The sequence below is a fragment of the Kitasatospora sp. NPDC127121 genome (genome assembly GCF_042677305.1).
In the GTDB taxonomy this organism is placed as follows: Bacteria; Actinomycetota; Actinomycetes; order Streptomycetales; family Streptomycetaceae; genus Kitasatospora.
This window is the reverse complement of sequence record NZ_JBHXTQ010000050.1, coordinates 36,786-60,422: the sequence shown is the minus strand read 5'-3', so window position 1 is coordinate 60,422 and position 23,637 is coordinate 36,786. Positions and strand designations below refer to the sequence as shown.

Annotated in this window: 23 protein-coding genes and 3 pseudogenes; 13 read left to right on the top strand and 13 right to left on the bottom strand. The window is 74.0% G+C overall.

What is annotated here, in order from left to right:
- Window positions 1-196: 196 nt before the first annotated feature.
- From ACFVHI_RS23810 to ACFVHI_RS23800, 3 genes are all read left to right on the top strand, one after another.
- A complete protein-coding gene (locus ACFVHI_RS23810; protein WP_380342437.1) occupies window positions 197-691 on the top strand; it encodes a hypothetical protein in 495 nt (164 codons plus the stop codon).
- Window positions 692-775: 84 nt separating this feature from the next.
- Window positions 776-994, top strand: coding sequence for a ferredoxin (locus ACFVHI_RS23805; protein WP_380342435.1), 219 nt, complete (start codon window positions 776-778; stop codon window positions 992-994).
- Window positions 995-1,085: 91 nt separating this feature from the next.
- The gene (locus ACFVHI_RS23800; protein WP_380342432.1) at window positions 1,086-2,291 is read left to right on the top strand and encodes a cytochrome P450; all 1,206 of its coding nucleotides are present in this window, start codon (window positions 1,086-1,088) and stop codon (window positions 2,289-2,291) included.
- Here ACFVHI_RS23800 and ACFVHI_RS23795 read toward each other — a convergent pair.
- A pseudogene (locus tag ACFVHI_RS23795) lies at window positions 2,278-2,634 on the bottom strand (transposase); the annotation flags it as partial. The gene ACFVHI_RS23800 and the pseudogene ACFVHI_RS23795 overlap by 14 nt on opposite strands.
- 325 nt (window positions 2,635-2,959) lie before the next feature.
- On the opposite strand from ACFVHI_RS23795, the gene ACFVHI_RS23790 reads away from it, so the two are divergent.
- The gene (locus ACFVHI_RS23790) at window positions 2,960-4,102 is read left to right on the top strand and encodes a serine hydrolase domain-containing protein (protein WP_380342445.1); all 1,143 of its coding nucleotides are present in this window, start codon (window positions 2,960-2,962) and stop codon (window positions 4,100-4,102) included.
- A complete protein-coding gene (locus ACFVHI_RS23785) occupies window positions 4,099-4,683 on the top strand; it encodes a hypothetical protein (protein ID WP_380342429.1) in 585 nt (194 codons plus the stop codon). Before ACFVHI_RS23790 ends, ACFVHI_RS23785 begins: the two co-directional genes overlap by 4 nt.
- A gap of 109 nt (window positions 4,684-4,792) precedes the next feature.
- On the opposite strand, the gene ACFVHI_RS23780 is transcribed toward ACFVHI_RS23785, so the two are convergent.
- Window positions 4,793-5,602 (bottom strand): alpha/beta fold hydrolase, encoded by an 810-nt coding sequence (locus ACFVHI_RS23780; protein WP_063346740.1) that lies wholly within the window; start codon window positions 5,600-5,602, stop codon window positions 4,793-4,795.
- 169 nt (window positions 5,603-5,771) lie between these two features.
- Window positions 5,772-7,286, bottom strand: a complete 1,515-nt coding sequence (locus ACFVHI_RS23775) for a PQQ-binding-like beta-propeller repeat protein (RefSeq protein WP_380342426.1) — start codon at window positions 7,284-7,286, stop codon at window positions 5,772-5,774.
- A 171-nt stretch (window positions 7,287-7,457) separates the two neighbouring features.
- Here ACFVHI_RS23775 and ACFVHI_RS23770 point away from each other — a divergent pair, with 171 nt between their 5' ends.
- From ACFVHI_RS23770 to ACFVHI_RS23755, 4 genes are all read left to right on the top strand, one after another.
- Window positions 7,458-8,915, top strand: a complete 1,458-nt coding sequence (locus ACFVHI_RS23770) for a protein kinase (protein WP_380342423.1) — start codon at window positions 7,458-7,460, stop codon at window positions 8,913-8,915.
- Between the two features lie 191 nt (window positions 8,916-9,106).
- Window positions 9,107-9,808 carry an alpha/beta hydrolase gene (locus ACFVHI_RS23765; protein ID WP_380342419.1) on the top strand — a complete coding sequence of 234 codons (702 nt, stop codon included), beginning with the start codon at window positions 9,107-9,109 and terminating at the stop codon, window positions 9,806-9,808.
- A gap of 109 nt (window positions 9,809-9,917) precedes the next feature.
- Window positions 9,918-10,271: a DUF6204 family protein gene (locus ACFVHI_RS23760; RefSeq protein ID WP_380342416.1), complete on the top strand. Its 354-nt coding sequence runs from the start codon at window positions 9,918-9,920 to the stop codon at window positions 10,269-10,271.
- Between the two features lie 72 nt (window positions 10,272-10,343).
- Window positions 10,344-10,919 (top strand): MarR family transcriptional regulator, encoded by a 576-nt coding sequence (locus tag ACFVHI_RS23755; protein WP_380342413.1) that lies wholly within the window; start codon window positions 10,344-10,346, stop codon window positions 10,917-10,919.
- Window positions 10,920-10,958: 39 nt separating this feature from the next.
- Here the strand turns inward: ACFVHI_RS23755 and ACFVHI_RS23750 are convergent.
- A pseudogene (locus ACFVHI_RS23750) lies at window positions 10,959-11,045 on the bottom strand (GNAT family N-acetyltransferase); the annotation flags it as partial.
- A 71-nt stretch (window positions 11,046-11,116) separates the two neighbouring features.
- Between ACFVHI_RS23750 and ACFVHI_RS23745 the strand changes: the two are divergent.
- From ACFVHI_RS23745 to ACFVHI_RS23735, 3 genes are read left to right on the top strand one after another with little or no spacing between them, the layout of a single operon-like run.
- Entirely contained in the window at window positions 11,117-11,449 is a 333-nt protein-coding gene (locus ACFVHI_RS23745) for a sulfurtransferase TusA family protein (RefSeq protein WP_380342410.1), read from the top strand.
- A gap of 58 nt (window positions 11,450-11,507) precedes the next feature.
- Window positions 11,508-12,437, top strand: a complete 930-nt coding sequence (locus ACFVHI_RS23740; RefSeq protein ID WP_380342407.1) for a polysaccharide deacetylase family protein — start codon at window positions 11,508-11,510, stop codon at window positions 12,435-12,437.
- Window positions 12,438-12,442: 5 nt separating this feature from the next.
- Window positions 12,443-12,913 carry a hypothetical protein gene (locus tag ACFVHI_RS23735; protein WP_063346747.1) on the top strand — a complete coding sequence of 157 codons (471 nt, stop codon included), beginning with the start codon at window positions 12,443-12,445 and terminating at the stop codon, window positions 12,911-12,913.
- A gap of 55 nt (window positions 12,914-12,968) precedes the next feature.
- Here ACFVHI_RS23735 and ACFVHI_RS23730 read toward each other — a convergent pair whose 3' ends face one another.
- From ACFVHI_RS23730 to def, 3 genes are all read right to left on the bottom strand, one after another.
- Window positions 12,969-14,402, bottom strand: a complete 1,434-nt coding sequence (locus ACFVHI_RS23730; protein ID WP_363372709.1) for a transcription antitermination factor NusB — start codon at window positions 14,400-14,402, stop codon at window positions 12,969-12,971.
- A gap of 89 nt (window positions 14,403-14,491) precedes the next feature.
- On the bottom strand, window positions 14,492-15,436 hold the full coding sequence (gene fmt / locus ACFVHI_RS23725; RefSeq protein WP_063346749.1) for a methionyl-tRNA formyltransferase: 945 nt from the start codon (window positions 15,434-15,436) through the stop codon (window positions 14,492-14,494).
- 70 nt (window positions 15,437-15,506) lie between these two features.
- On the bottom strand, window positions 15,507-16,052 hold the full coding sequence (gene def / locus ACFVHI_RS23720) for a peptide deformylase (protein ID WP_380342403.1): 546 nt from the start codon (window positions 16,050-16,052) through the stop codon (window positions 15,507-15,509).
- A gap of 323 nt (window positions 16,053-16,375) precedes the next feature.
- Between def and ACFVHI_RS23715 the strand changes: the two are divergent.
- Window positions 16,376-16,840, top strand: a pseudogene (locus tag ACFVHI_RS23715) (hypothetical protein); the annotation flags it as partial.
- Window positions 16,841-17,093: 253 nt separating this feature from the next.
- Here the strand turns inward: ACFVHI_RS23715 and ACFVHI_RS23710 are convergent.
- The 6 genes from ACFVHI_RS23710 to mihF all read right to left on the bottom strand — a co-directional run bounded on the left by ACFVHI_RS23710 (window position 17,094) and on the right by mihF (window position 23,282).
- Window positions 17,094-19,190, bottom strand: a complete 2,097-nt coding sequence (locus ACFVHI_RS23710; protein ID WP_380342400.1) for a primosomal protein N' — start codon at window positions 19,188-19,190, stop codon at window positions 17,094-17,096.
- Window positions 19,191-19,284: 94 nt separating this feature from the next.
- Window positions 19,285-20,493 (bottom strand): methionine adenosyltransferase, encoded by a 1,209-nt coding sequence (gene metK / locus ACFVHI_RS23705; RefSeq protein ID WP_063346752.1) that lies wholly within the window; start codon window positions 20,491-20,493, stop codon window positions 19,285-19,287.
- Between the two features lie 150 nt (window positions 20,494-20,643).
- On the bottom strand, window positions 20,644-21,891 hold the full coding sequence (coaBC, locus tag ACFVHI_RS23700; protein ID WP_380342397.1) for a bifunctional phosphopantothenoylcysteine decarboxylase/phosphopantothenate--cysteine ligase CoaBC: 1,248 nt from the start codon (window positions 21,889-21,891) through the stop codon (window positions 20,644-20,646).
- Between the two features lie 154 nt (window positions 21,892-22,045).
- Window positions 22,046-22,312 (bottom strand): DNA-directed RNA polymerase subunit omega, encoded by a 267-nt coding sequence (gene rpoZ / locus ACFVHI_RS23695; protein ID WP_030240625.1) that lies wholly within the window; start codon window positions 22,310-22,312, stop codon window positions 22,046-22,048.
- A 37-nt stretch (window positions 22,313-22,349) separates the two neighbouring features.
- The gene (gmk, locus tag ACFVHI_RS23690) at window positions 22,350-22,907 is read right to left on the bottom strand and encodes a guanylate kinase (RefSeq protein WP_063346754.1); all 558 of its coding nucleotides are present in this window, start codon (window positions 22,905-22,907) and stop codon (window positions 22,350-22,352) included.
- A 48-nt stretch (window positions 22,908-22,955) separates the two neighbouring features.
- Window positions 22,956-23,282, bottom strand: coding sequence for an integration host factor, actinobacterial type (gene mihF, locus ACFVHI_RS23685; protein WP_063346755.1), 327 nt, complete (start codon window positions 23,280-23,282; stop codon window positions 22,956-22,958).
- Between the last annotated feature and the right edge of the window lie 355 nt (window positions 23,283-23,637).

The window sequence follows — 23,637 nt, the reverse complement described above, 5'->3', positions numbered from 1 at the left end:
CATGGACTCCCTCCTCCGCCTTGCGATGCACGCACCCCAACGCCGCCACGCCCGCCCTCCGGGCGGACGACGGGAGTTTGAAGACACGCCCTAGGTTCTGTCCGCGCGATCATGAGCGGAGCCAGATGACCAGTGCGGCGACAGTGACCGTGCCGAGGAAGATGTACACGCGCTTGTCATACCTGGTCGCGACGGCGTGGTGCGACCGCCTCGGGACCGTCCGAGGGCCTCGCCGGCCGCCCGGGCGGCCGGCGAGCCGGGGCTCGGCCCGTGGGTGATGCTCGGCAAGACCTTCAAGGGGCTGACCGACCGGACGCTCGTTTGGCAGACCGCCGAGTTGCTCGCCCGGGAGACCGGGCGGGACGCCCGGACGGTGCCGGTCCGGCCGGAACTGGCCGTCGAGGTCGCCTTCGACGGCCTCCGGCGCAGCCCCCGCCACCCCGCCGGGCTGGCCCTGCGGTTCGCCCGGGTGGTGCGCTACCGGCCGGACAAGAGCGCCGCCGAGGCCGACACGGTGGCCTCCGTACGGGAGTTGGCCACCGCCGAAGGGCCTGTGAGGCCGTCCGCGCGGCCGGGTCCGCCGACCCGTCCGGCGAAGTACCGCGGGCTGAAACGCATAGCGCCGCAATGGGGGTTCACACACAGGGGCCGAATCAGCCATTCTCGATCCGGCCACCGTACCCCTCCGTGAACGGACCAGCGATGGCTAGGTTGACCGTGACAACGAGAGGCGGCCGCCTGGCAGTCGGCGCCGCCCTGGCGAAAGGTGCCCGACATGCAGGTGAGCGTCGACCGGGACCGTTGCTGCAGCTCCGGCATGTGCGTGATGAACGCCCCCGCGGTCTTCGACCAGGACGACCGGGACAGTCTCGTGAGGCTCCGTCAGACCGTCGTGCTGCCCGAGCAGTTCGACGACGTCAGACTCGCCTCCGAGCTCTGCCCGGGCCGGGCGATCACCGTCACCGGGGACGAGCCCGCGCGGGCCGGGGCCTGACGGACCCCCGCCGCCGGCCCCGCAGGCCGCCGGGAACCTTCCCGGGCCCCGAACCCCACGAGAACACCCGCGACGTGAGGAGACCCCCGCCTTGACCACCGCACCCACCACCCCCGTCCTCCCACTGCCGGCCCGGCACTCCGGCGGCTGCCCGTTCGGCCCGCCGCCCGCGTACCCCGAGGCCGCCGCCACCGGGCCGGTGACCAGGGCCGAGCTGCCCGACGGCGACCTCTGCTGGCTGGTCACCGGCTTCGCCGAGGTCCGCACCGTGCTGTCCGACCGCCGGTTCAGTGCCGACATACGCCACCCGTCCTTCCCGCTGCTGGTCGCCGGCGCTCGCGAGCTGATCACCGACAATCCGGACTTCCTGCGGCTCGACGACCCCGAGCACGCCCGCCAGCGCCGCATGCTCACCGGGGAATTCCTGGTCAAGCGGGTGGAGGCGCTGCGCCCGGAGATCCAGCGGATCGTGGACGAGGCACTGGACCGGATGACCGCGGGCCGGACCACGGCCGACCTGGTCACCGACTTCGCGCTGCCGGTGCCCTCGCTGGTGATCTGCCTGCTGCTCGGCGTGCCGTACGAGGACCACGACCGCTTCCAGAGCCTGAGCCGCACGATGCTCAGCCAGGAGAGCACCGTGGAGCAGCTCCGGGAGGCCCAGGAGGAAATCCTGCACTACCTGCGCGACCTGACGGCCCGCAAGCGCGCACAGCCGCAGGACGACGTCCTCAGCCGACTCGCGGCGCGGGACGACCTGACCCCGGACGACGCGGCCGCCATGAGCGTGCTGCTGCTGGTCGCCGGGCACGAGACGACCGCGAACATGATCGCGCTGTCGACCGCGCTGCTGCTGGAGCACCCCGAGCAGATCCCCGGCCTGGCCGACCCGGCCACCCTGCCGGGCGCGGTGGAGGAGCTGTTGCGGCTGCTGACCATCGTGCACACCGGCCTGCCCCGGGTGGCGCTGGAGGACGTGGAGCTGGGCGGCGTCACCGTCCGGGCCGGGGAGGGCGTGATGGCGATGCTCTCCACCGCCAACCGGGACGAGGCGGTGTTCGGCGGCGCCGGCCATCGGGCGACGGACGAGCTGGACCTGTACCGGGACGCCCGGCGGCAGCTGGCGTTCGGCTTCGGCGTGCACCAGTGCCTGGGCCAGCCGCTGGCCCGCGCCGAACTCCAGATCGCCCTGGAGACGCTGTTCCGCCGGCTGCCGGGGCTGCGGCTGGCCGGCGAGCGCGAGTTCCGTACCGAGTCGTTCATCTACGGGATGCGGTCACTGCCCGTGACCTGGTGAGCGGGGCCCGATGGAGAACTCTCACCGGGCACCCGCCGCGTGAGCCTTTGCGCAGGCGGGCGGCCTGACCGTCCGCCTTCTCCGGAATCGCGTGCCGGATGCCGCGCCTGCGCAGGTAGGCGCGGCACGGGCCGTTGCTGTAGGCCTTGTCGGCGGCCACGCTGTCGGGCGTCTTCCGGGGCCTGCCCGGCCCTGTCCGCGGGACACGGATCTTCTCCAGTACCGGCTCGAACTGCGTCCAGTCCGCCCGCTGCCCCGGCGTGACGACCAGGGACAGCGGGCGGCACCGGCCGTCCGCGCTCAGGTGGACCCTGCTGGTGAACCCGCCCCGCGAGCGGCCGAGGCCCTCGCCTCCACCACCACCTTCACCAGGCGGGCGACGAGGCTCTGCCACGGCGTCTCGCCCTGGTGTTCCCCGGGCCCAGCCCCCTTTGAGGCCACCGCTGGGACCACAGCGCGGTCAGCGCGTCCAGTGCTTCACGATCCACTCCGAGCCCTCTCCCCAGTCGTCCACCATCATGCCCGACGACGGCTCCCCGCCCGACGAGGGCCGCCCCGACCGATGGTCGGGAAACGGGTCGTGCCGAGCGGCCCGACGCCGTACCGTGGTCCGGTCGACGATCTTGGGGCAGCGACCCCACGAGGACCAGAGGACGGGGCTGGACACCATGCAGCAGTACCAGGGCTGGGCCGACGAACGGTTCGGCGCCGTGGCGGACGTCTTCGCCCGCAACTTCGCCGAGTTCCCCGAACTCGGCTCCGCCGTCACGGTGTTCGCCGGCGGCCGCAAGGTCGTCGAGCTGTGGGGCGGGACGGCCGACGACCGCACCGGCCGGGCCTGGACGCAGGACACCGTCGTCCCGGTCTTCTCCTGCGCCAAGGGCGCGGTGAGCATCAGCACCCACCTGCTCGCCCAGCAGGGCCGCCTCGACCTCGACGCGCCGATCGCCCGCTACTGGCCCGAGTTCGCCCGCCACGGCAAGCAGGACATCACCACCCGCATGATCCTCGGCCACCGCGCGGGCATCCCGGCCCTGGACGCGGCGCTCTCCTTCGAGGAGATCGCCGCCTGGGCTCCCGTCGTCCGCGCGATCGAGGAGCAGGAGCCGCTCTGGGAGCCCGGCACCGCCTACGAGTACCACGGCCACGTCCTGGGCTTCACGGTCGGCGAGGTGATCCGCCGGATCACCGGGCTAACCCCTGGCGCGTTCCTCCGCAAGGAGATCGCCGAGCCGCTCGGCCTGCCGGTCTGGATCGGCCTGCCGGAGAACGAACTCCCGCGCCTGGCCCGGCTGGTGGAGGCTGAGGGCCGCCGCCCGATGCCCGGCCCGGAGCACCTGCTGACCCGGATCGTGACGATGAACGGCGCCCTGGTCTTCCCCGGTCTGGACGTGCCGCACGGCTGGAACGACCCGGCCCTGCACGCGATCGAGCTGCCCGGCGCGGGCGCGGTCGCCTCCGCCACCGGGCTGGCGGGGCTGTACGCGGCGGCCGCGACCGGCCTGGACGGCGGCCCGCGCCTGCTCTCGCACGAGACCGTCACCGACGCGGTGCGCGAAGTCTCCTCCGGCGCAGGCTTCCTGGGCTTCGACATGGGCGCCCGCTGGGGTTCCGGCCTGCTGCTCGACTCCCCCGCCTTCCGCCCGCTGCTGGGCGAGCGCAGCTTCGGCAACGACGGCGCGGGCGGCCAGTTCGCCTTCGGGGACGACGAGTTCGGCGTCGGCTTCGGCTACGTCGCCAACCGGATGATCGGCCACGGCGACGCCCGCGCTAACCGGCTGATCGAGGCGCTGCGCGGGTGCCTGGGGTGACGGACTTCCTCGCGCGACTCACCGCGCTGGCGGCCACCGGCGGCCTGGACGGCCCGGACGGGCTGCGCTACAACGCCTCGCTGCCCGAACTCGCCGCCCACTACGGCGACCCCTGGGACGGCGGGCGGATCCACCGCGAGTCCCGCTGGCCGCACGGCTTCAGCTGGGGCGACGTGCAGACGGTGTTCTGCCGCTGCCGCCGGCTCCAGTCGCTGTCCCTGCCCGTGTGGCACGGCGAACTCGAACTCCCGCTGGCCGGCGGCGGGTTGATGACGCTCGACACGCACGTCACCGAGTCGGCCCTGATCGCCGCGCTGACCGCCGCCGGCTGCCGCTGGGAGACCGTGACGTACGAGAACGTCCCCGACCAGCGCACCCTGGAGGTAGCGGTGGCCGAGGAGGTCCGGGTGGCGTTCGTCCTCACCGACCGCGACGGCCACGCGGACCGCGAGGGCGGTGACGCGCCGCCGCCCGAGGACTGGCTGCTGAACAAGGCCATGCTGTGGGGCTACGACCACACCGACTGCCCCGAGCCGGACCGCACCCTCCCGGACGACGGCTGGGGCGCCTCGCCCAACTGACGCGTACGGCCGGCCCGTTGCGCTCGGCCCGCTGCGCCCAGCCCGCTGCGCCCCCGCGCGCAACGGGCCGGGCGCGCCCCCGAAGTGGGCGCACCCCCGGAGCGGGGGCTCACGCCAGGGCGCGCGGCAGCACCACTCGCACCCACTCCTCCGGCTGCGACAGGTGCGGTGCGTGGCCGGCACCGGGGTACAGGTGCCGTTCCACCTTCGCCAGGGTGAGGTCGATGATGTCCAGCACCTCGCCGTACATCGGCGGGCTGTTGTCACTCTGCGTGAGCAGGGCCGGTTCCGTGAAGCGGGCCAGCGCGGTCAGGTCGAGGTCCAGGGCGTCCGGGTCCCGCAGCTCGTCCAGGTAGGTCGGCGCGTTGCGCACGTACGTGTGCCGCACCGGCGCGGGCAGCTGCGCCCAGGCCCCCGGCCCGAAGGTGACCGTCTCCACGAACAGCTCCGCCGCCGCGGCCGACTCGGCCTGCTCCAGCAGCTCCCGGACGGCGGTGATCCGGTCGGCGAGCGCGGTGGCGACCGGCCGCAGCTCGGGGTCGGCGAGCAGGATGCCGGCGCCGGGCGGCTCGTGCACGGCGATCCCCCGCAGCAGGTCGGGCCGGGCGGCGGCGAGCCGCAGCGTGATCAGCGAACCGTACGAGTTCCCGCAGACGAACGCCGGCGCGAGTCCGAGCCCGTCGATCAGCCCGGCCAGGTCGGCCGCGTCCTCGTAGACCGAACCCTGGGTGAGCGGGTCCTCACTGCGGCTGTGGCCCCGCCGGTCGTAGGCGACGACGGTGGTCGACTCGGCCAGGCCCGGCATCACGCGCGCCCAGCTGTCGGCGTCGCTCCACGAGCCGTGCACCAGGACGACGCCGGGCCCCTCACCACGGGCCTCGTAGTGCAGCGACACCCCGTTCACCCTGATCTCGGCCATCATGAGCCTCCCGATCTCGGCGGTGCTCCCCCACCAGCCTGACACAGCCGCTCGGGGCGGCACCCCCGGGCCGAGTCCGTCACCGAGCGTGACGAACAGCGGGCGGCCAAGGGCTCCGAACGGGCTCGGCTCAGGCCCCCGGCGGACTCGGCTCAGACCCCGGACCGGCTCAGCCCATGCCCCGGGCCGGCGGCTCGTCCCGCGTGCCGTCCTCCGCCACCACCGTGAACCGGCCGGGCCCGGAGACCGACAGGTCCACCGGGTGGACGGACTTCGAGTCGTTGACGTCCAGTTCACTGCTCTTCCGCCCGGTCGCGGCGTCGACCCGGGTCAGCTTGTCCCGGGTCAGCGCCCACACCGACGCGCCGTCCACCAGCAGCCCCGTCACCTGGTCGTCCAGCCCGGACGTCCAGCGCTTCCCGCCGTCGGCGAGCGAGTAGGCGACCAGGCGCCCGGTGGCGATGCGGCTGGGGTTCTTCCCCCCGCTGATCCGGACGTCGTCCGGCTTCTCGCCGGGGACGATCAGCTGGTCGCCGACGACCACCCCGCCGAACAGCGGACGGGCGGCGAACGCGTCGTACGCGTGGGCACCGCCCAGCATGACGTCGAGGTCGTACTCGTCCCCCGCGACCGGGATCGACGCCCGCTGCCGCCCCGCCCCGTCGAAGCTGAGGACGGCGTGCGTCCCGCGCTCGCCCTGCGCGTCGACCCAGACCGCGAGGGGCTCGGTGGAGACCACCGCGACGTCCTTCAGCCCGCCCGTGACCGGCAGGGCGACCCGGGTCCGCTCCTGCCCGTCCGCCGGGGCCAGCGACCGCAGCACCGGCGCGGCGTCGCCGCACTGCGCGACCGTCACCACCTCCGCCGCCCCGCCCGCCACCTGCAACGGCGCGCAGCCGGCGTCCGCGTCGCCGCGCCAGGAAGCGCGCCCGTCGGCCAGGTGCACCGCGCGCCAGCCGGTCCGCTCCTGGAGGACGGCCTCGTCCCCGGCGACGGCGAGCAGATCGGGCGCCGCCGTGTCCCCGACGCGGCCGGGCGCGTCCGCCGCGGCGGTCCAGGCGGCCGTGCCGTTGGCGAGGTTGAGCGCCGTCACCGCCGCGCACGGCCGGTCGTGCGGGGAGTGGCCGAGCAGTCCGAGGCCGTGGCCCGTCCCGCGGCTCATGGCGCAGACGGAGTCCTCGCCCGGCGGCGTCCACCGCCACGCGACCTGCCCGGTGGCGCCGCGGTAGGCCACCACCTGGTCGGGCCGGACCCGCACCACCACGTCCCCGCTGGTCCAGCTGCCGACGGCGCGGATCGACGACGGCCGGTCCAGCGGCGCCTCCCAGGCGTCGTTGAGGCCGGTCCCGGCGAAGGAGACGAACACGGCGAGCCCGAACAGGATCCCGACGGCGACCGCGGGGAAGCCGCGCCGGGGGTGGAGCAGCGCCCACAGCAGGCCGGCCCCGCAGGGCATCAGGCCGAGGATGCTGACGATGCCCATGAAGTCGAGGCTCTCGCCGCCGTACCCCTGGGACGGCCCGATCAGCACGGCCAGGCCCATGCTCGCGAACATGGCCCCCAGCACCCCGCCGGAGACCACCATCCAGGCCTCCTTGTCCATCGCGAACCCGCCCCTGGCGAGGCGGACGGACCTGCGGGCCCACCCGGCCCCGGCGGCACTGTCCACGGGCCCCTCGGCCATGTCGGTCACTCCCCCGTCAAGCGCCGCCCACCGCATGAGCGACGATCATCGGATGATCGCAGAGCCTCGCTGGATCCTGAACAAAGACAACGGAAAACTCCCGGCCCCACCGACGGACGGTAGGTTGGCCCGGGGGCCGGGGCGCGGCACCGGGGCGCGAAAGGGGCGGGGATGCAGCCGGGCGACGTACTCGACGGGCGGTACGAGCTGGTCGAGCAGATCGGCGAGGGCGCCTTCGGCGCGGTCTGGAAGGCCCGCGACGCGCGGATCCAACGGCTCGTCGCCGTCAAGGTGATGCTCCCCGGCAGCAACAACACCCCCAAGGACGCGGCCCGGTTCGTCCGCGAGGTGGCCACCGCCGGCGCGCTCAACCACCCGTCCATCGTCACCGTGCACGACTTCGGCCAACACGACGAGGCCGGCCGGCCGTTCTACTTCCTGGTCATGGAACTGCTCGACGGCGCCCCGCTCAGCCGCCACCTCGGCGACGGGCCGCTGCCCCTGCGCCAGGCCCTCACCTGGGCCGTCCAGATCTCCCAGGCCCTCGCCACCGCCCACCGGGCCGGCGTCGTCCACCGGGACGTCAAACCGGCCAACGTGATGATCCAGTCCTCCGGCGAGGTCAAGGTCGTCGACTTCGGCATCGCCCGGGTCGGCACCGCCAACGACGGCATCACCAGCACCAACGTCATCGTCGGCACCCCCGCCTACATGGCCCCCGAACGCTTCGACAGCCGCGGCCTCGACGCCCGCTCCGACCTCTACGCCTTCGGCTGCCTCCTGTACGAACTCCTCACCGGCCGCACGCCGTTCCGCGGCACCCTCTACGAACTCATCCGCCAGCACGGCGAGGTCCACCCCGCCGCCCCCGGCACCCTGCGGCCCGGCCTGCCCGCCGACGTCGACAACCTCGTCCTCGAACTGCTCGCCAAGGACCCCGACCGGCGGCCGCCGCACGCCGACCAGGTCGCCCAACGCCTGCTCCACCTCGCCGAGCAGGCCGAACAGCCCCCGGCCGGCTACCACGCCACCGTCCGGGACGTCCCCGCCGCCGAGGAGGACCCGTACGTCCTCGCCCGCCGACGGGAGGCGGACGCGCTGTTCCAGCACACCCGCGACCAGGCCGCCCAGGTCGCGCTGCAGTTCGAGACCAGCATCGCCCAGCGGCGCCGCCGGCTCGACCAGGACCTCGCCGACCAGCGGGCCCACGCCGAGGCCCGGGCGCAACAGATCGTCACCGACGCCCAGCAACGCGGCGAGGAGCTCGAACGGGAGGCCGCCGCCCGGGCGGCCGCCAGCCTCAAGCAGCTCACCGAGGCCGAACAGCGCACCGACCTGCTGCGCCGGCAGACCGACAAACTGCGCAACGACGCCGAGAGCCTGCGCCGCACGGTCGACAACGCCCGCCGCCAGGCCTCCGACTTCCTCGCCGACGCGGCCGCCAAGGCCGGCCTCGGCCCGGCCACCGAACCCCGCCGCTCGATCGCCCCGCCGGCCGGCACGCAAACCGGCTCCCAGAGCGGCGCGCAAACCGGCTCGCAGCGCCGGAAGCTCCCGAGCATGCAGGACCTGCTCTCCGGCCGGAGCCGCTCCACCGGCGGCGGAGACCAGCCGGGCCGCCCCTCCTGACCTCACCCCGACGCCCCGCCCCGACGCCCCGCCCCAACGCCTCGTACCCGGAGGCGAGTCGGCCCGCCAGGCCAAGTCCACGCGGGCCCCGCCCCCGCGCCACCGGCTGGGCCCTGCGGCCCCTGCTCACGCACCGCGACCCGACCGCGGAACCGTAGAATCCGCAGGTAGACACCAGGGAAGGATTTCGCGTGTTCCAGGCGCAGCGGCCGCGCACCGCACAACTGACCCCACGACTCGGCGACGACGGGACGGGGCGGGTCGAAGCCGTCGCCCTGCTGCTGCCCGGCGGGTTCCTGCGCAGCCGGCGTGGACCGCTGAAGGTCGCCGAACTGGGCCTGCGCCGCCTCACCGCCGAACTCGCCGACCGCGGCCGCCCGCACGGCCTCGCCGTCCACCTGCTGCGCTACCGCTACAGCGGCTGGAACGGCGCCGACGCCGACACCGCCGTCGACACCCGCTGGGCCCTCGACGAACTCGCCCGCCGCTACGGCGACGTACCCGTCGTCCTCATCGGCAACTCCCTCGGCGGGCGCGCCGCCTTCTGGTGCGCCGGGCACCCGAACGTCGTCGGCGTCGCCGGCATCGCGCCCTGGCTGCCCAGCGGCGACCCCGTCGACCACCTCGCCGGCTGGCGCGTCCTGATCGTCCACGGCACCGGCGACCACAGCGCCGCCAACGCCAACCAGTCCCTCGAATACGCCCTGCGGGCCCGCCCGGTCGTCCCCGACCTCGCCCGCTACGAAGCCCCCGGCGCCAACCACTACCTCATCCGGCAGACCGCCGACATCAGCGCCCTCACCACGGACTTCACCCTCGACACCCTCAAGGCCGAACCGGCCCCCCTCGCCTCCGGCACCGTCTGCACCCGCCTGCCCACCCGGCGCGCCTAGGCGAAACCCCGGAACCCGCGGTCGACCAGCGGGACCCGGCCACCGGGATCCGACCAGCGGCACGAAATCGGGTTGGCGGTCGACCGCCCGCCTTGCCTATGGTCGGGGGATGACCACTCGAACCTTCCGCATCATGGTGCGCGGCGTCTTCGACGGCCTGAGCGCCGAGCAGCACGCCGAACTCCTCGCCCGCGCGCCCGAACACGACGTGCTGCGCGCGGCCTTCACCCGCGAGGGACACCTCAGCTACGACCTCGGCGCGCGGGCCGCCTTCACCTTCCGCTTCCTCGACTCGGGCGAGGCGGAGGAGGACATCCTGGCGGCCGCCGAGCGGGCCGAGCGGGCGGCGCGGGCCTGGCTGGCCGAGCGCGGCTACGGCTACAAGAACCTGCGCTCCCAGGCCGAGGACCTCTCTCAGGCACCGCTCGGCAAGCGGCAGCGCCGCGCCGCCAACGCCGGCTAGCCCCCTCCCCCCTCCCGCTACCTCCTTGACGGCTCGCCGCACCGGTATGCTTGAGTAGTCAAGGAGGTAGCAATGACAGACTCGCACGCCAACCCGCACACGAACCCACCGGCCAACCCGCACACGAACCCACCGGCCGACCCGCAGGCCAACCCTCAGGCCGACCCACACCCGGGCACCCGGCCCGACCCGCTGGACACCGCCCTGCGGCTGGTCCGCGCCCAGGCCGCCGTGGCCAAGCGCTTCGACGCGGGCCTCAGCCGCCTGCACGGCGTGAGCCTGTCCGACTTCACCCTGCTGCTCCACCTCGGCCACGCCCCCGGCGGCCGGATGCGCCGGGTCGACCTCGCCGAGGCCCTCGGCGTCACCGCCTCGGGCGTCACCCGCGGACTGGCACCGCTGGAGCGGATCGGCCTGGTGAGCCGGGAGGCGGCGGCCCGCGACGCCCGGGTCGCCTACGCGGCCCTGACGCCGACCGGCCGCGAACGGCTCGCCGAGATGCTGTACACGGCCCGGAAGGTCGCGGCCGAGCTCTTCGCCGCCGACCAGTGGAGCCCCGACGACCTCGACCGCCTCGCCGTCCTGCTCACCCGCCTCGGCGGTACCGCCCCCGACCAGCGGCCGGGGGCGGCCACAGCCCGCGACTAACGGACTGTTCAACCGTCGGGCTGTCCGACTACGAAACTGCTAGATCCCGAACGGCGCCGCGTACCGCACCGTCCCGGACGGCAACGGGTGCCGCTCCGGGTCCAGGGCGAGAGCCATCAGCGCCTCGCCCCGGCCCGGCGCCTAGGCTGAGCCCTGCACCCCGGCACCGCCGCACCACCGCGAAGGGCAGCAACCCCATGACCCACACCCCCGGGCAGCAGCCCGGCCAGGAACCCGCCCCCGACCTGACCGTCGACGGCACCGGCCTGCTCTGCGTCCAACTGCTGCTGCGCCTGCGCGCCCGGATCGCCGACCTGCCGGCCGGCGCGGTGGTGCACATCCACACCACCGACCCCGCCGCCCCCCTCGACCTGCCCGCCTGGTGCCACCTGACCGGCCACGACTACCTCGGCCCCGTCCCGCACCCGGCCACCGACCGCGAGGTGTACGCCCTGCGCCTCACCGCCGCAGCCCGCCCGACCCGCGCCGACCGCCCCTGGCACCCCGCGCCGGACCCGGCCACCGGCTGACCACCCCCAGCCCGAAATCCCCACGCGCCCACCCCCACCGCCGGTGAACACTGCCCCCATGACCGCAGAAACCCTGGCGAACGCCCTGATCGGCCACCCTCCCGACGCCCGCCTCCTGCTGCTCAACTGCGATGACTTCGGCCTGGACGAGGACGTCAACCTCGCCGTGGTCGACTCCGTCCTGCGCGGGATCGCCGCCTCCTGCAGCCTGATGCCCCCGTGCCACGCCGCCCCGCACGCGCTCCGACTCCTGCGGCGGCACCCGGAGATCCCCTTCGGCGTCCACCTCACCCTGGTGTGCGAGTCGCCGGCCCGCCGCTGGGGCCCGCTGGCCGCCCGCGACCACGTCCCCTCCCTGCTGGACGAGACCGGCGAGCTGTACGCGCCCACGCCCGCCGGGCGCACCGCCCTGCTCGCCCGAGCCCGACTCGACCACGTCGAGCGGGAGTTCCGCGCCCAGATCGACGCGGTCGCGGCGGCCGGGCTCGCCCCCACCCACCTCGACTTCCACTGCCTGGCCGACGGCGGCCGCACGGACATCCTCGAACTCACCCTCGCCCTGGGCGCCGAGTACGGCCTCGCGGTGCGGATCTGGCTGCCACCCGCGCTCGCCCGGATGCGCGAGCGCGGCCTGCCGGTCGTCGACCACGGCTTCCTGGACAGCTTTGCCGTCCCCCTGGACGACAAGCCCGCCCGCTACGCGCGGCTGCTGGCCGCGCTGCGGCCGGGCCTGACCGAGTGGGCCGTCCATCCGAGCCTGGCCGGGCCGGCGTCCCGTCGTTCGGACGACGGCTGGCGCGTCCGCCGCTCCGACTACGAGTTCCTCACCTCCCCCGAGGCCTGCGGGCTGCTCGCCGAGCACGACGTCACCGTGCTCGACTACCGGCCGCTCCAACGAGTGTGGCGGCAGGCCCCGCCCGGCTCCCTTCGGCGGTCCGGTGTGCCACGATGGGGAGAGCCGAACGGCCAAGCCTCACAAGGAGGTTGACCACCATGGATCCGATCCTCAGCTGCCACTGGCACGACCAGGACGGCGAGTGGGCACTGTCCGTCAGCCGCAACGGCGGCGGCTGGGAGCTGCTCGCCGCCGCGCCCCGCTGGTCCGAGTCGCTCCCGTTCGCCGGGCCGGAGGACGTCCGCCGGCTCGCCCAGGCGCTGCTGGACCTGCCGTCCGATCCGGAGCCGTACGAGTTCGAATGGCAGCTCTCCCGGACGGAGTTCGAGCGCACCGAGAACGAGCGCACCCACTTCGCGACGCTCGCCGTCGGGCTGGACCCCACCGACGGCCACCGCCCCTACCTCGCCTACCAGTCGTACTACCACCGGGGGCAGGCGAGCGGGCTCGGCCTGGAGGTGATCTGCGAGGACCCCCCGGTCGACCGCCTCCGCGCCCAGGCCCACGCCCTCCTCACCGACCTCCCCGGCCCCCCGCCCGCCCGGCCGCAGCCCCCCTCACCCGGCTGAGCGCACCGCCCTCCCCAGTCCCCCCACCGGGTCACGGGATCACGGGATCAGCGGATCACGCCGTCCGCCGCAGCAGCGCCAGGTACATCGCGTCCGTCCCGTGCAGGTGCGGCCAGAGCTGCACGTCCGGCCCGTCCCCGAGCGCGGGGACGCCGGGCAGCAGCGGGCGCGCGTCGATCCACTCGACCCGGCCGCCCTCGGCCCGCAGCACGTCGTCCACGACGGCCCGGGTCTCCGCGAGGTGCGGCGAGCAGGTCGCGTACCCGACGACCCCGCCGACCCGGGTGGCGTCGATAGCCGAGCGCAGCAGGTCCCGCTGGAGCGGGCCGAAGGCCGCGACGTCGGCGGGGCGGCGGCGCCAGCGCGCCTCGGGGCGGCGGCGCAGGGCGCCCAGGCCGGAGCACGGCACGTCGACCAGCACCCGGTCGAAGCCGCCGGAGCGCCAGGCCGGGCGGGTGCCGTCCGCGGTGATCACCGTGTACGGGCCGGGGTTGCCCTCCAGCGCCCGGGCGACCAGCCGCGCGCGGTGCGGCTGCTTCTCGCTCGCGACCAGCCCGGCGCCGCGTTCGGCGGCCAGCGCCGCGAGCAGCGCGGCCTTGCCGCCGGGGCCGGCGCAGCCGTCCAGCCAGAGCCGGTCCGGTCCGTCCAGCGGGGCGTTGGCCAGGGCGAGGGCGACCAGCTGGCTGCCTTCGTCCTGGACGCCCGCCCGGTTGTCCCGGACGGCCTCCAGCGAGCCCGGGTCGCCGCCTTCGGCGAGCCGCAGCGCGAACGGGGACCAGCGGCCGGGCTCGGCCTCGGGCAGCGCGTCGGCGAGTTCGCCGACGTCGACCCGGCCGGGGCGGGCGACGAGGGTCACCTCGGGCCGCTCGTTGTCGGCGCGCAGCAGGTCCTCCAGGGCGCTGCGCCCGGAGGCGTCGGGCTGCCAGCGGCCGAGCGAGTCCCAGAGCGCGGAGACGACCCAGCGCGGGTGCGAGTGGACGACGGCGAGGTGGTCCTCGGCGTCCTTCTCGTACGGCGGGGCGACCTTCTCGATCCAGGCGTCCAGGTCGTGGGCGCTGATCCGGCGCAGGACGGCGTTGACGAACTTGGCCTTGCCGTCGCCGAGCACCACCCGGGCCAGCTCGACGGTGGCCGAGACCGCCGCGTGGCTGGGGATGCGGGTGGTGAGCAGCTGGTGGGCGCCGAGCGAGAGCACGTCCAGGACCGGCGGGTCGACCTTGCTGAGCGGCCGGTCGATGCAGGCGGCGATGATCGCGTCGTAGGTGCCCTGCAAGCGCAGGGTGCCGTAGACGAGTTCGGTGGCGAGGGCGGCGTCGCGCCGGTCCATGCCCTTCTGCTCGGCTTCGCGGAGCAGCGACGGCAGGATCAGGTTGGCGTACGCGTCGCGCTCGTCGACGGCGCGCAGCGCGCGGAACGCGACGATCCGGGCCGGGTCCTTCTTCGGGCGGCGGTGCGGGCGGGGGGCGCGCTGGGCGCTGGGGGTGGTCACAGGGTGCCTCAAGGTGCTGCGGTGGTTATCGGTGGCTATCAGACGATTATCAGTGGTTATCAGACGAACAGTAACGCTAAACCTGAGCCTCAGCCCTCGGAGCCGAAGCGCTCCCCGGACTCCAGCCGCGCCCCGCGCGCCCAGTCCGCCGCCCGCATCTCCTTCTTCCCCTGCGGGCGGACCTCCCCGAGTTCGACCTCGTGGCTGCCCGTCCCGACCCGCACGCTGTTCTTGCCGACCACGGCCAGCTCCCCGGGCGCCAGGGCGGACGAGTCGGTCAGCAGCTTCACCGGCCCGGTGATCTTCAGCCGCTCGCCGCGGAACTCCGTCCAGGCGCCGGGCGCCGGGGCGCAGCCGCGCACCACGCGGTCGATCCGCAGGGCGGGGTGGCTCCACTCGATGCGCGCGTCCTCGACGGTGATCTTCGGGGCGAGCGTGACGCCCTCGGCCGGCTGCGGGAGGGCGTGCAGGGAGCCGTCCTCGATGCCGTCCATGGTGGCGGTGAGCAGTCGCGCGCCGGACACCGAGAGGCGGGTGAGCAGTTCGCCGCTGGTGTCGGTCGGGCGGATCTCCTCGGTGATCACGCCGTAGACCGGACCGGAGTCCAGGCCCTGCTCGATCAGGAAGGTGGCCGCGCCGGTGACCTCGTCGCCGGCCAGCACCGCGTGCTGGACGGGGGCCGCGCCGCGCCAGGCGGGCAGCAGCGAGAAGTGCAGGTTGACCCAGCCGTGCTTGGGGATCTCCAGCGTGCCGGGGCGCAGCAGCGCGCCGTAGGCGACCACCGGGCAGCAGTCGGGGGCGAGTTCGGTGAGCCGGGCGACGAACTCCGGGTCGCTGGGCTTCGCCGGCTTGAGGACCTCGATCCCGGCCTCCTCGGCGCGCTGGGCGACGGGGCTGGCGACCAGCTTGCGCCCTCGCCCGGCGGGGGCGTCGGGGCGGGTGACCACCGCGACGACCTCGTGCCGGTCGGAGGCGAGCAGGGCGTCCAGGGCGGGAACGGCGACCTCGGGGGTGCCGGCGAAGACGAGACGCATCAAGTGCCTTTCTGCAAGAAGACGTTGGAGATCAGAGGGTTCAGCGTCAGAGGGTTCGGCGCCAGAGGGTTCAGCGCGCGGCGCCGAACGTGCTGTGCGGGGAGACCTTGACGACCAGCGCGGGCGCGCCGCCCCAGTCGGTGTCGCGGATCGCCTTCAGCGCGGCCTTGCGCTGCTCGCGGTCGAGCCGGTCGATGAAGATGATGCCGTCGAGGTGGTCGGTCTCGTGCTGGATGCAACGGGCGAGCAGCTGGGTGCCCTCCAGGGTGACCGGATCGCCGTACATGGTGAAGCCCTTGGCGACCACACCGTAGGCGCGCTTGGTGTCGTAGCGCAGGCCGGGCAGCGAGAGGCAGCCCTCGGGGCCGTCCTGCTCCTCCTCGGTCAGCGACAGGTCCGGGTTGATCAGGTGCCCGGTGACACCGTCCACGTGGTAGGTGAACACCCGCAGGGAGACGCCGAGTTGGGGCGCGGCGAGGCCTGCACCAGGGGCGTTGAGCATGGTTTCGGTGAGGTCGCCGACCAGGGTGCGCAGTTCCTTGTCGAACGTGGTCACCGGCTGGGCGGTGGCCCGCAGGACGGGGTCTCCGAAGAGCCGGATCGGCTGGATCGCCATGGGGTACGGGCTCCTGTCCGTCGAGGGTGCGGGGTTGCGGGCAACTACGGGTTCCCGGCAAGTCTATGCAACGCACCCGGCCCGCCGCCCATGCCCTCACACCGCCCCTCGCGCGGCCCCTCGCCGCCCCTCGCACCACCCTTCGCGCGGCCCCGAACGCCCCTCCCCCACCCCGGCACCGGCTTCTGGCATATCCCGAGTCTGCCCGGCGGCGTTACCCCGGCCCCCGCTTCGGCGTTGGTCAAGTGAGATTGACCGGGGCCGGGCGCACGGGACACCGCGCCCCGGCCGAGCTGAACCGTACGGAAGGTGGCACGTAGGCCATGGCCGAGCAGATCAACCACGACGCCCGGGCGCGGGCAAGCCTGCACCTGCTGGTGCGGGACATCGAGCGGGTGAGGCGGCAGGTCGACGCGCTGCGGACGCTCACCGCCCAGTTGGGCAACGTCTACCGTCCGCGCCGGCCCAGCACGTCGGCCGGCTTCGTGGTGTACGGACGGGCGCCCGCGCCGACCGTGCGCCTGGCGCAGGAGCTGAGGGAGAGCGTGGAGACCCTGGTCGCGGCGGCGGTCGAGTTCGACCGGGCGCTGGGCTTCTCCTGGGACTCGGTGGGCTCGGCCCTCGGGGTCACCAAGCAGGCCGTGCACCGCCGGTACGGGATGCGCCGCCCGACCAGCGAACTCCTCGCCGCCAGCGGTGCCGTCCCGGGCCAGGGCCGCCCGGACCGCTCGGAGGAGCTGCCCGCCGTACCGTCCGGCGGCCTGGCGGCGACCGTCCCGGCGGCCCGCCAGGGCGGCCTGGACCGCAGCAGCCTCGACCGCAACGCCCTGGAGCGCAACACCCTCGACCGCAGCAACCTCGACCGCACCGCACCGGAGCGCGGCAACCTCGACCGCCCCCCGGTCGACCGCACCACCCCCGAGCGCACCCCGATCGACCGCACCCCGGTCGACCGCACCGGCATCCCGCTGCGCGGCTGACGCCGCCGCCCGACCAGCGCCATCCGGGGCGGGGTGGCCACTCACCCCGCCCCCGCCGGCCTCACCCGATGTCGGTCGGATCCACCCGCACCCGTACCACCTCCGGCGTCCGCAGCGCGATCCGCGCGATCTGCGCCGCCTTGAGGGCCGCCGCCAGCGCCGCCCCCTGCCCGGGCGGCACCCGCAGCAGCGCGCGCTCCTGTTCCTCCCCGCGCAGGGCCGGGGCCGGTACCGGCCCGAGCACGTCCGCCTCCGAGGGCAGCCGGATCAGCCCCAGCAGGTCGGCCACGGCCGCCGGGCTGCCGCTGACCGACGCCATCCGCGACACCGGCGGGAAGTGCAGCTGCGCCCGCTCGTCGCGTTCCAGCCCGGCGTGGCCCAGCGGGTCCCAGCGGACCAGGGCCTGCACCGGCCGCGCCGACGGCTCGGCGACCACGACCACCGAGCCGCCCTCCTCGGCGGACCGGACCAGCGCGGCGGCCGCCAGCCAGAGCCGCAGCGTCTCCTCCCCGGCCCGCAGGTCGGGCCGGCCGAGCAGCGCCCAGCCGTCCAGCAGCAGCGCGGCCCCGTACCCGGTGCCACCGTCCACCACCGGCTCCGCGCCGGGCGTGGAGATCACCAGCGACGGCTCGTCCGGGACGGTGGCCAGCACCGCGTCCCGTCCGGAGGTGCGCACTGGGATCCGCGGGAACGCCTTGCCCAGTTCCTCCGCCGTGCGCCGGGCGCCGACCACCTGGGCGCGCAGCCGGAACGAGCCGCACTCGGGGCAGTGCCAGTCCGTCTCCGCCTCCCCGCACCAGCCGCAGTTCAGCGCGGCGTCGGCCGCAGGCGCCTCCAGCGGGCCCTCGCACCGCCGGCACCGGGCGGGGGTGCGGCAGCGCGCGCAGGACAGCCGGGGCACGTAGCCGCGCCGGGGCACCTGGATGAGCACCGGGTGCCCGGCGGCCAGTGACTCCCGGGCGGCCTCCCAGGCCACCGAGGGCAGCCGGGCGGACTGGGCGGCGCTGTCGCGGTGCTGGTCCTGGTCGGTGACGGTCCGCACCCGCGGCGCGATCCGGCGCACGGTCTCCCGGTCGGCGGTCAGCGGGCGGGCCCACCCGGTGCTGACCAGCTGCGCGCCCTCCACCGTGACGGCGTGGCCGCCGAGCAGCACGGCCGCGCCCTCTTCGGCGGCGCGCAGCAGCGCGACCTCGCGCACGTGCGGGTGCGGGGCGCGCGGGTCGCTGTGGCTGTTGTCGCCGTCGGACCAGACGACGACCAGCCCGAGGTCGCGCACCGGCGCGAACATGGTGGCGCGGGTGCCGATCACGGCGTGCACCGAGCCGCGGCTCACCGCCAGCCAGCGCCGGTAGCGCTCGCGCGGGCCGAGGTCGGCCTCCAGGGCCACGTGCCGGCCCGCGCCGAGCAGTTCGGTGAGCGCCTGGTCGACCCGGGCCACCGACCGCCCCTCGGGCAGCACGACGAGCGCGCCGCGCCCGCCCGCCAGCGTGGCGGCGACGGCGCGCGCGATCTCGTACGGCCAGCCGGGGCCGGGCAGCGCCGCCCAGACGGCGCGCGGCGCGCCGCCGTCGGCCAGCGCGGCGAGGAAGTCGGGCCCGGCCGGGTAGCGCTGCCAGCCCCCGGGGGCGGGGGCCGGGGGGCGCGGGAGCGCCGGCGGCGAGGGCTCGGCCTCGGCCTTGGCGTGCCGGGGCGGGACGGCCAGTTGGAGGACGTCGGCGAGGGTGCCGGCGTAGCGGTCGGCGACGGTCCGGCAGAGCCGGAGCAGTTGGGGGGTGAGCACGGGCTCGGGTGAGAGCACCTGGGCGAGCGGGGCGAGCGGGCCGGGGAAGTCGCTCTTCTCCAGCCGGGCGACGATGAATCCGTCGTGCAGTTCCCCGCCCTCGCGCTGGCCCTTCACCACGCGCGCGCCGAAGCGCACCCGCACCCGGGCGCCCGGGCGGGCCTCCTCGGCCATCGCGGCCGGCACCTCGTAGTCGAAGAACTTGTCGATGGTGAGCACGCCCTTGTCCACCACGACCCGGGCCACCGGCAGGTGCTCGGCCCGCTTGGCGCCGCGCCACGTCCGGGGCTTGGCCCGCTTGACCGTCTCCCGGATGAACGCCAGCTGCTCCGGCTCGGCCCCGTTCTCCGTGTTCTCCGTCTCCCCTGTGCTGCTCATCGCTCCCAGTACTACATGTGCACCCCTCCAGACCGCACTCACGCGGCGCCCACCCCGCCCGGGGGTAGGCGCCGCTTCCGGACGATCAGGCCGTTCAGTCCTTCACGGCCGCCTTCAGCTGCTCCACGCGGTCGGTGCGCTCCCAGGTGAAGTCGGGCAGCTCACGGCCGAAGTGGCCGTACGCCGCGGTCTGGGAGTAGATCGGGCGCAGCAGGTCCAGGTCGCGGATGATCGCGGCCGGGCGCAGGTCGAAGACGTCGGTGACGGCCTTCTGGATGGACAGCACCGGCACGGTCTCGGTGCCGAAGGTCTCGACGAACAGGCCCACGGGCTCGGCCTTGCCGATCGCGTACGCGACCTGCACCTCGGCGCGGCGGGCGAGGCCGGCGGCGACGATGTTCTTCGCCACCCAGCGCATCGCGTACGCGGCCGAGCGGTCGACCTTGGACGGGTCCTTGCCGGAGAAGGCGCCGCCACCGTGGCGGGCCATGCCGCCGTAGGTGTCGATGATGATCTTGCGGCCGGTGAGGCCGGCGTCGCCCATCGGGCCGCCGATCTCGAAGCGGCCGGTCGGGTTCACCAGCAGGCGGTAGCCCTCGGTGACCAGCTTGATGCCCTGGTCGGCGAGTGCCTTCAGCTCGGGCTCGACCACGAACTCGCGGATGTCCGGGGTGAGCAGCGACTCCAGGTCGATGTCACTGGCGTGCTGGGTGGAGACCACCACGGTGTCGAGGCGGACGGCCTTGTCGCCGTCGTACTCGATGGTGACCTGGGTCTTGCCGTCGGGGCGCAGGTACGGGATGGTCCCGTTCTTGCGGACCTCGGTCAGGCGGCGCGAGAGGCGGTGCGCGATGGTGATCGGCAGCGGCATCAGCTCGGGCGTCTCGTCGGACGCGTAGCCGAACATCAGGCCCTGGTCGCCGGCGCCCTGCTTGTCCAGGTCGTCCTCGTCGCCCTCGACCCGAGCCTCGTACGCGGTGTCGACGCCCTGAGCGATGTCGGGCGACTGCGCGCCGATGGACACCGACACGCCGCAGGAGGCGCCGTCGAAGCCCTTCTTGGAGCTGTCGTAGCCGATCTCCAGGATCTTGTCCCGGACGAGCTGGGCGATCGGCGCGTACGCCTTGGTGGTCACCTCGCCGGCCACGTGCACCTGGCCGGTGGTGATGAGCGTCTCCACGGCGACCCGGGAGGTCGGGTCCTCTCGCAGGAGAGCGTCAAGGATGGTGTCGCTGATCTGGTCAGCGATCTTGTCGGGGTGTCCCTCGGTGACGGACTCCGAGGTGAACAGGCGGCGAGACACAGCGCTCCCTGGGGTTGCAGCGGCTGCTGACTGAAGGCCCCCGGCGAACCGAGGACATCCGGAAAGACTTGATTCCTGGAGTCTAACGGGATGCCTCCGCCGAACGTCACCCGCTTCCGGAAATCTCGACCGATCTCCAGCAGGGCTTGATCAGTCGCCGACCGTTTCCAGCCGCTTGACGACCAGGTCCCAGACCACGTCCGCCAACGCCTCCTTCGGACCCACCGGAACGGCCGTCTCACTGCCGTCCGAGCCCAGCACCACGGCCTCGTTGACGTCCGTCCCGAAGGCCTTGCCGTTGCCCACCTCGTTGACGACCAGCAGGTCGCAGCCCTTGCGGGCGAGCTTGGCGCGGCCGTTGGCGAGCACGTCGTCGGTCTCCGCCGCGAAACCCACCACGAGTTGGCCCGAACGGGCGCGGTGCGCCGCCAGCTCGGCCAGGACGTCGGGGTTGCGGACGAGGGCGACCGGCGCCGGCTCGACGCCCTCGACCTTCTTGATCTTGCCGCTGGCGTACTCGGCGGGCCGGAAGTCCGCCACGGCCGCGGCCATGACCACGGCGTCGGCCGACGCCGCCGCCTTCAGCGCCGCCTCGCGCAGCTCCAGCGCGGTCGAGACGTGCACCACGTCGACGCCGGCCGGGTCGGCGAGCTCCGCGTTGGCCGAGACCAACGTCACGCGCGCCCCACGGGCCGCGGCCGTCACGGCCAGCGCGTAGCCCTGCTTGCCGGAGGAGCGGTTGCCCAGGAACCGCACCGGGTCCAGCGGCTCGCGGGTGCCGCCGGCCGAGACCACCACGTGCCGGCCCGCCAGGTCGGTCGGGGCGGCCCCGCCCCGGCGCAGCACGGCCCGGCAGGCGTCGAAGATCGCGGACGGCTCGGGCAGCCGCCCCTTGCCGGTGTCCTTGCCGGTGAGCCGCCCGACGGCCGGCTCCAGCACGATCACGCCGCGGCGGCGCAGCGTGGCGACGTTGTCCCGGGTGGCGGGGTGCTCCCACATCTCGGTGTGCATGGCGGGCGCCACGACGACCGGACAGCGAGCGGTGAGCAGGGTGTTGGTGAGCAGGTCGTCGGCGAGGCCGTGGGCGGCCTTGGCGATCAGGTCGGCGGTGGCGGGGGCGACCACGACCAGGTCGGCCTGCTGGCCGATCCGCACGTGCGGCACCTCGTGCACGCGCTCCCAGGTCTCGGTGGCGGCCGGGCGGCCGGAGAGCGCGGCCCAGGTGGCCTCGCCGACGAAGTGCAGCGCGGCCTCGGTGGGCACCACGGTGACCTGGTGGCCGGACTCGGTGAACCGGCGGAGCAGCTCGCACACCTTGTAGGCGGCGATGCCGCCGCTGACGCCGAGGGCGACGCGCGGCGCGTCCGCCGACCCGCTCCGGTCCGAAGTCGCGCTCATACTCCCGCTCTCCTCCACTCCTGGGACGTGCACACCCTACGGCCCCTCATCCGCCGCGCGCACCGTGGTCGATCCCACAGCCCCCGGGAATGCCGAAGGGCCCGGCGGAAACGATTCCGCCGGGCCCTTCCACAAGAAACTTCGGAGCACCGCCTCAGGCGGCTTCGATCGCCTCGGCGGTCAGCATGCCCGCGTTGATCTCGCGCAGCGCGATCGACAGCGGCTTCTCGTGCACGTGGGTGTCGACCAGCGGGCCGACGTACTCGAGCAGGCCCTCACCGAGCTGGGAGTAGTACGCGTTGATCTGACGCGCGCGCTTGGCGGCGTAGATCACGAGGCTGTACTTGGAGTCGGTGGCCTCAAGCAGCTCGTCGATCGGCGGGTTGATGATGCCCTCGGGCGCGGTCATGGAAGAGGACACGCGAAAACCTTCCGAAAGGGTGGAAAAGACAGACAGGTCAGGCTACACCGAGCAAGGCTAGCAGTTCGCCCGCTACCTGCTCGACGGAGGTGTTGACAAGGGTCGTGTCGAACTCGGTCTCGGCCGCGAGCTCGACCTTGGCCGCCTCCAGCCGCTTCGCGATCACGTCCTGCGACTCCGTGCCCCGACCGGTCAGCCGTCGGACCAGCTCGTCCCAGCTCGGCGGGGCCAGGAAGACCAGCTGCGCCTCGGGCATCGACTCGCGCACCTGGCGGGCGCCCTGGAGGTCGATCTCCAGCAGGACGGGCTCGCCGCGCTCCAGCTTCTCCAGCACCGCCGAGCGCGGGGTGCCGTAGCGGTTGCCGGCGAAGACGGCCCACTCCAGCAGCTCGCCGTTGGCGATCAGCTTGTCGAACTCGTCGTTGTCGACGAAGTGGTACTGGACCCCGTTCTGCTCGCCCGGCCTCGGGTGCCGGGTCGTCGCCGACACCGAGAGCCAGACCTCGGGGTGCTGCTTCCTCATATGAGCGACGACCGTGCTCTTGCCGACCCCCGAAGGGCCGGAGAGCACGGTCAGCCGCGGACGCTCACTCATGCACCGATTATCCCGGATCGCGGACGGTCCCGGGACCACGGGGCACGGTCAGGCGGCACCGCCGCCGAACTCCCGCTCCAGGGAGGCGATCTGGTTCGTACCGAGGCCGCGGACGCGCCGGCTCTCGCTGATGCCGAGGCGTTCCATGATCTGCTTGGCACGGACCTTGCCGACGCCGGGAAGGGACTCCAGCAGTGCGGAGACCTTCATCTTGCCGATGACGTCGTTCTCGGCCTTTCCGGCCTTGATCACCTCGTGCAGGGAGGCGCCGGAGTGCTTGAGCCGGTTCTTGACCTCGGCGCGCTCCCGGCGAGCCTCGGCGGCCTTGGCGAGCGCGGCGGTGCGCTGTTCAGGGGTAAGGGGCGGAAGAGCCACGCCGTTCACCTCAGGGTGTGGAAGGAAGGGATTGAGCTATGACTGGTTTGGATCCCAGGACACCGTCCGCAAGGGGAACCACAGGGCCCTTGACCTGCGGGAGCTACGGGTTTCGCGGCTCGCCGATGACCTATCGCCGGACACTACCCGGATTGCGGCGCCACGTCAGGAAAAGAACACGAAAAGTCCTGGTCAGCCAAGGCCGACCAGGACTTTCCAGGGCAAAATGACCGCGATTGCGAAACTTTGACACCGCCAATGTGACGGCGCTCACGTCAACTTCGGTGGGGTCCGGGGACCCTCGCCGGGCTGCGCACACTGCGCAGGGTCATCGCCCCGCTACGCCGCTCGCGCC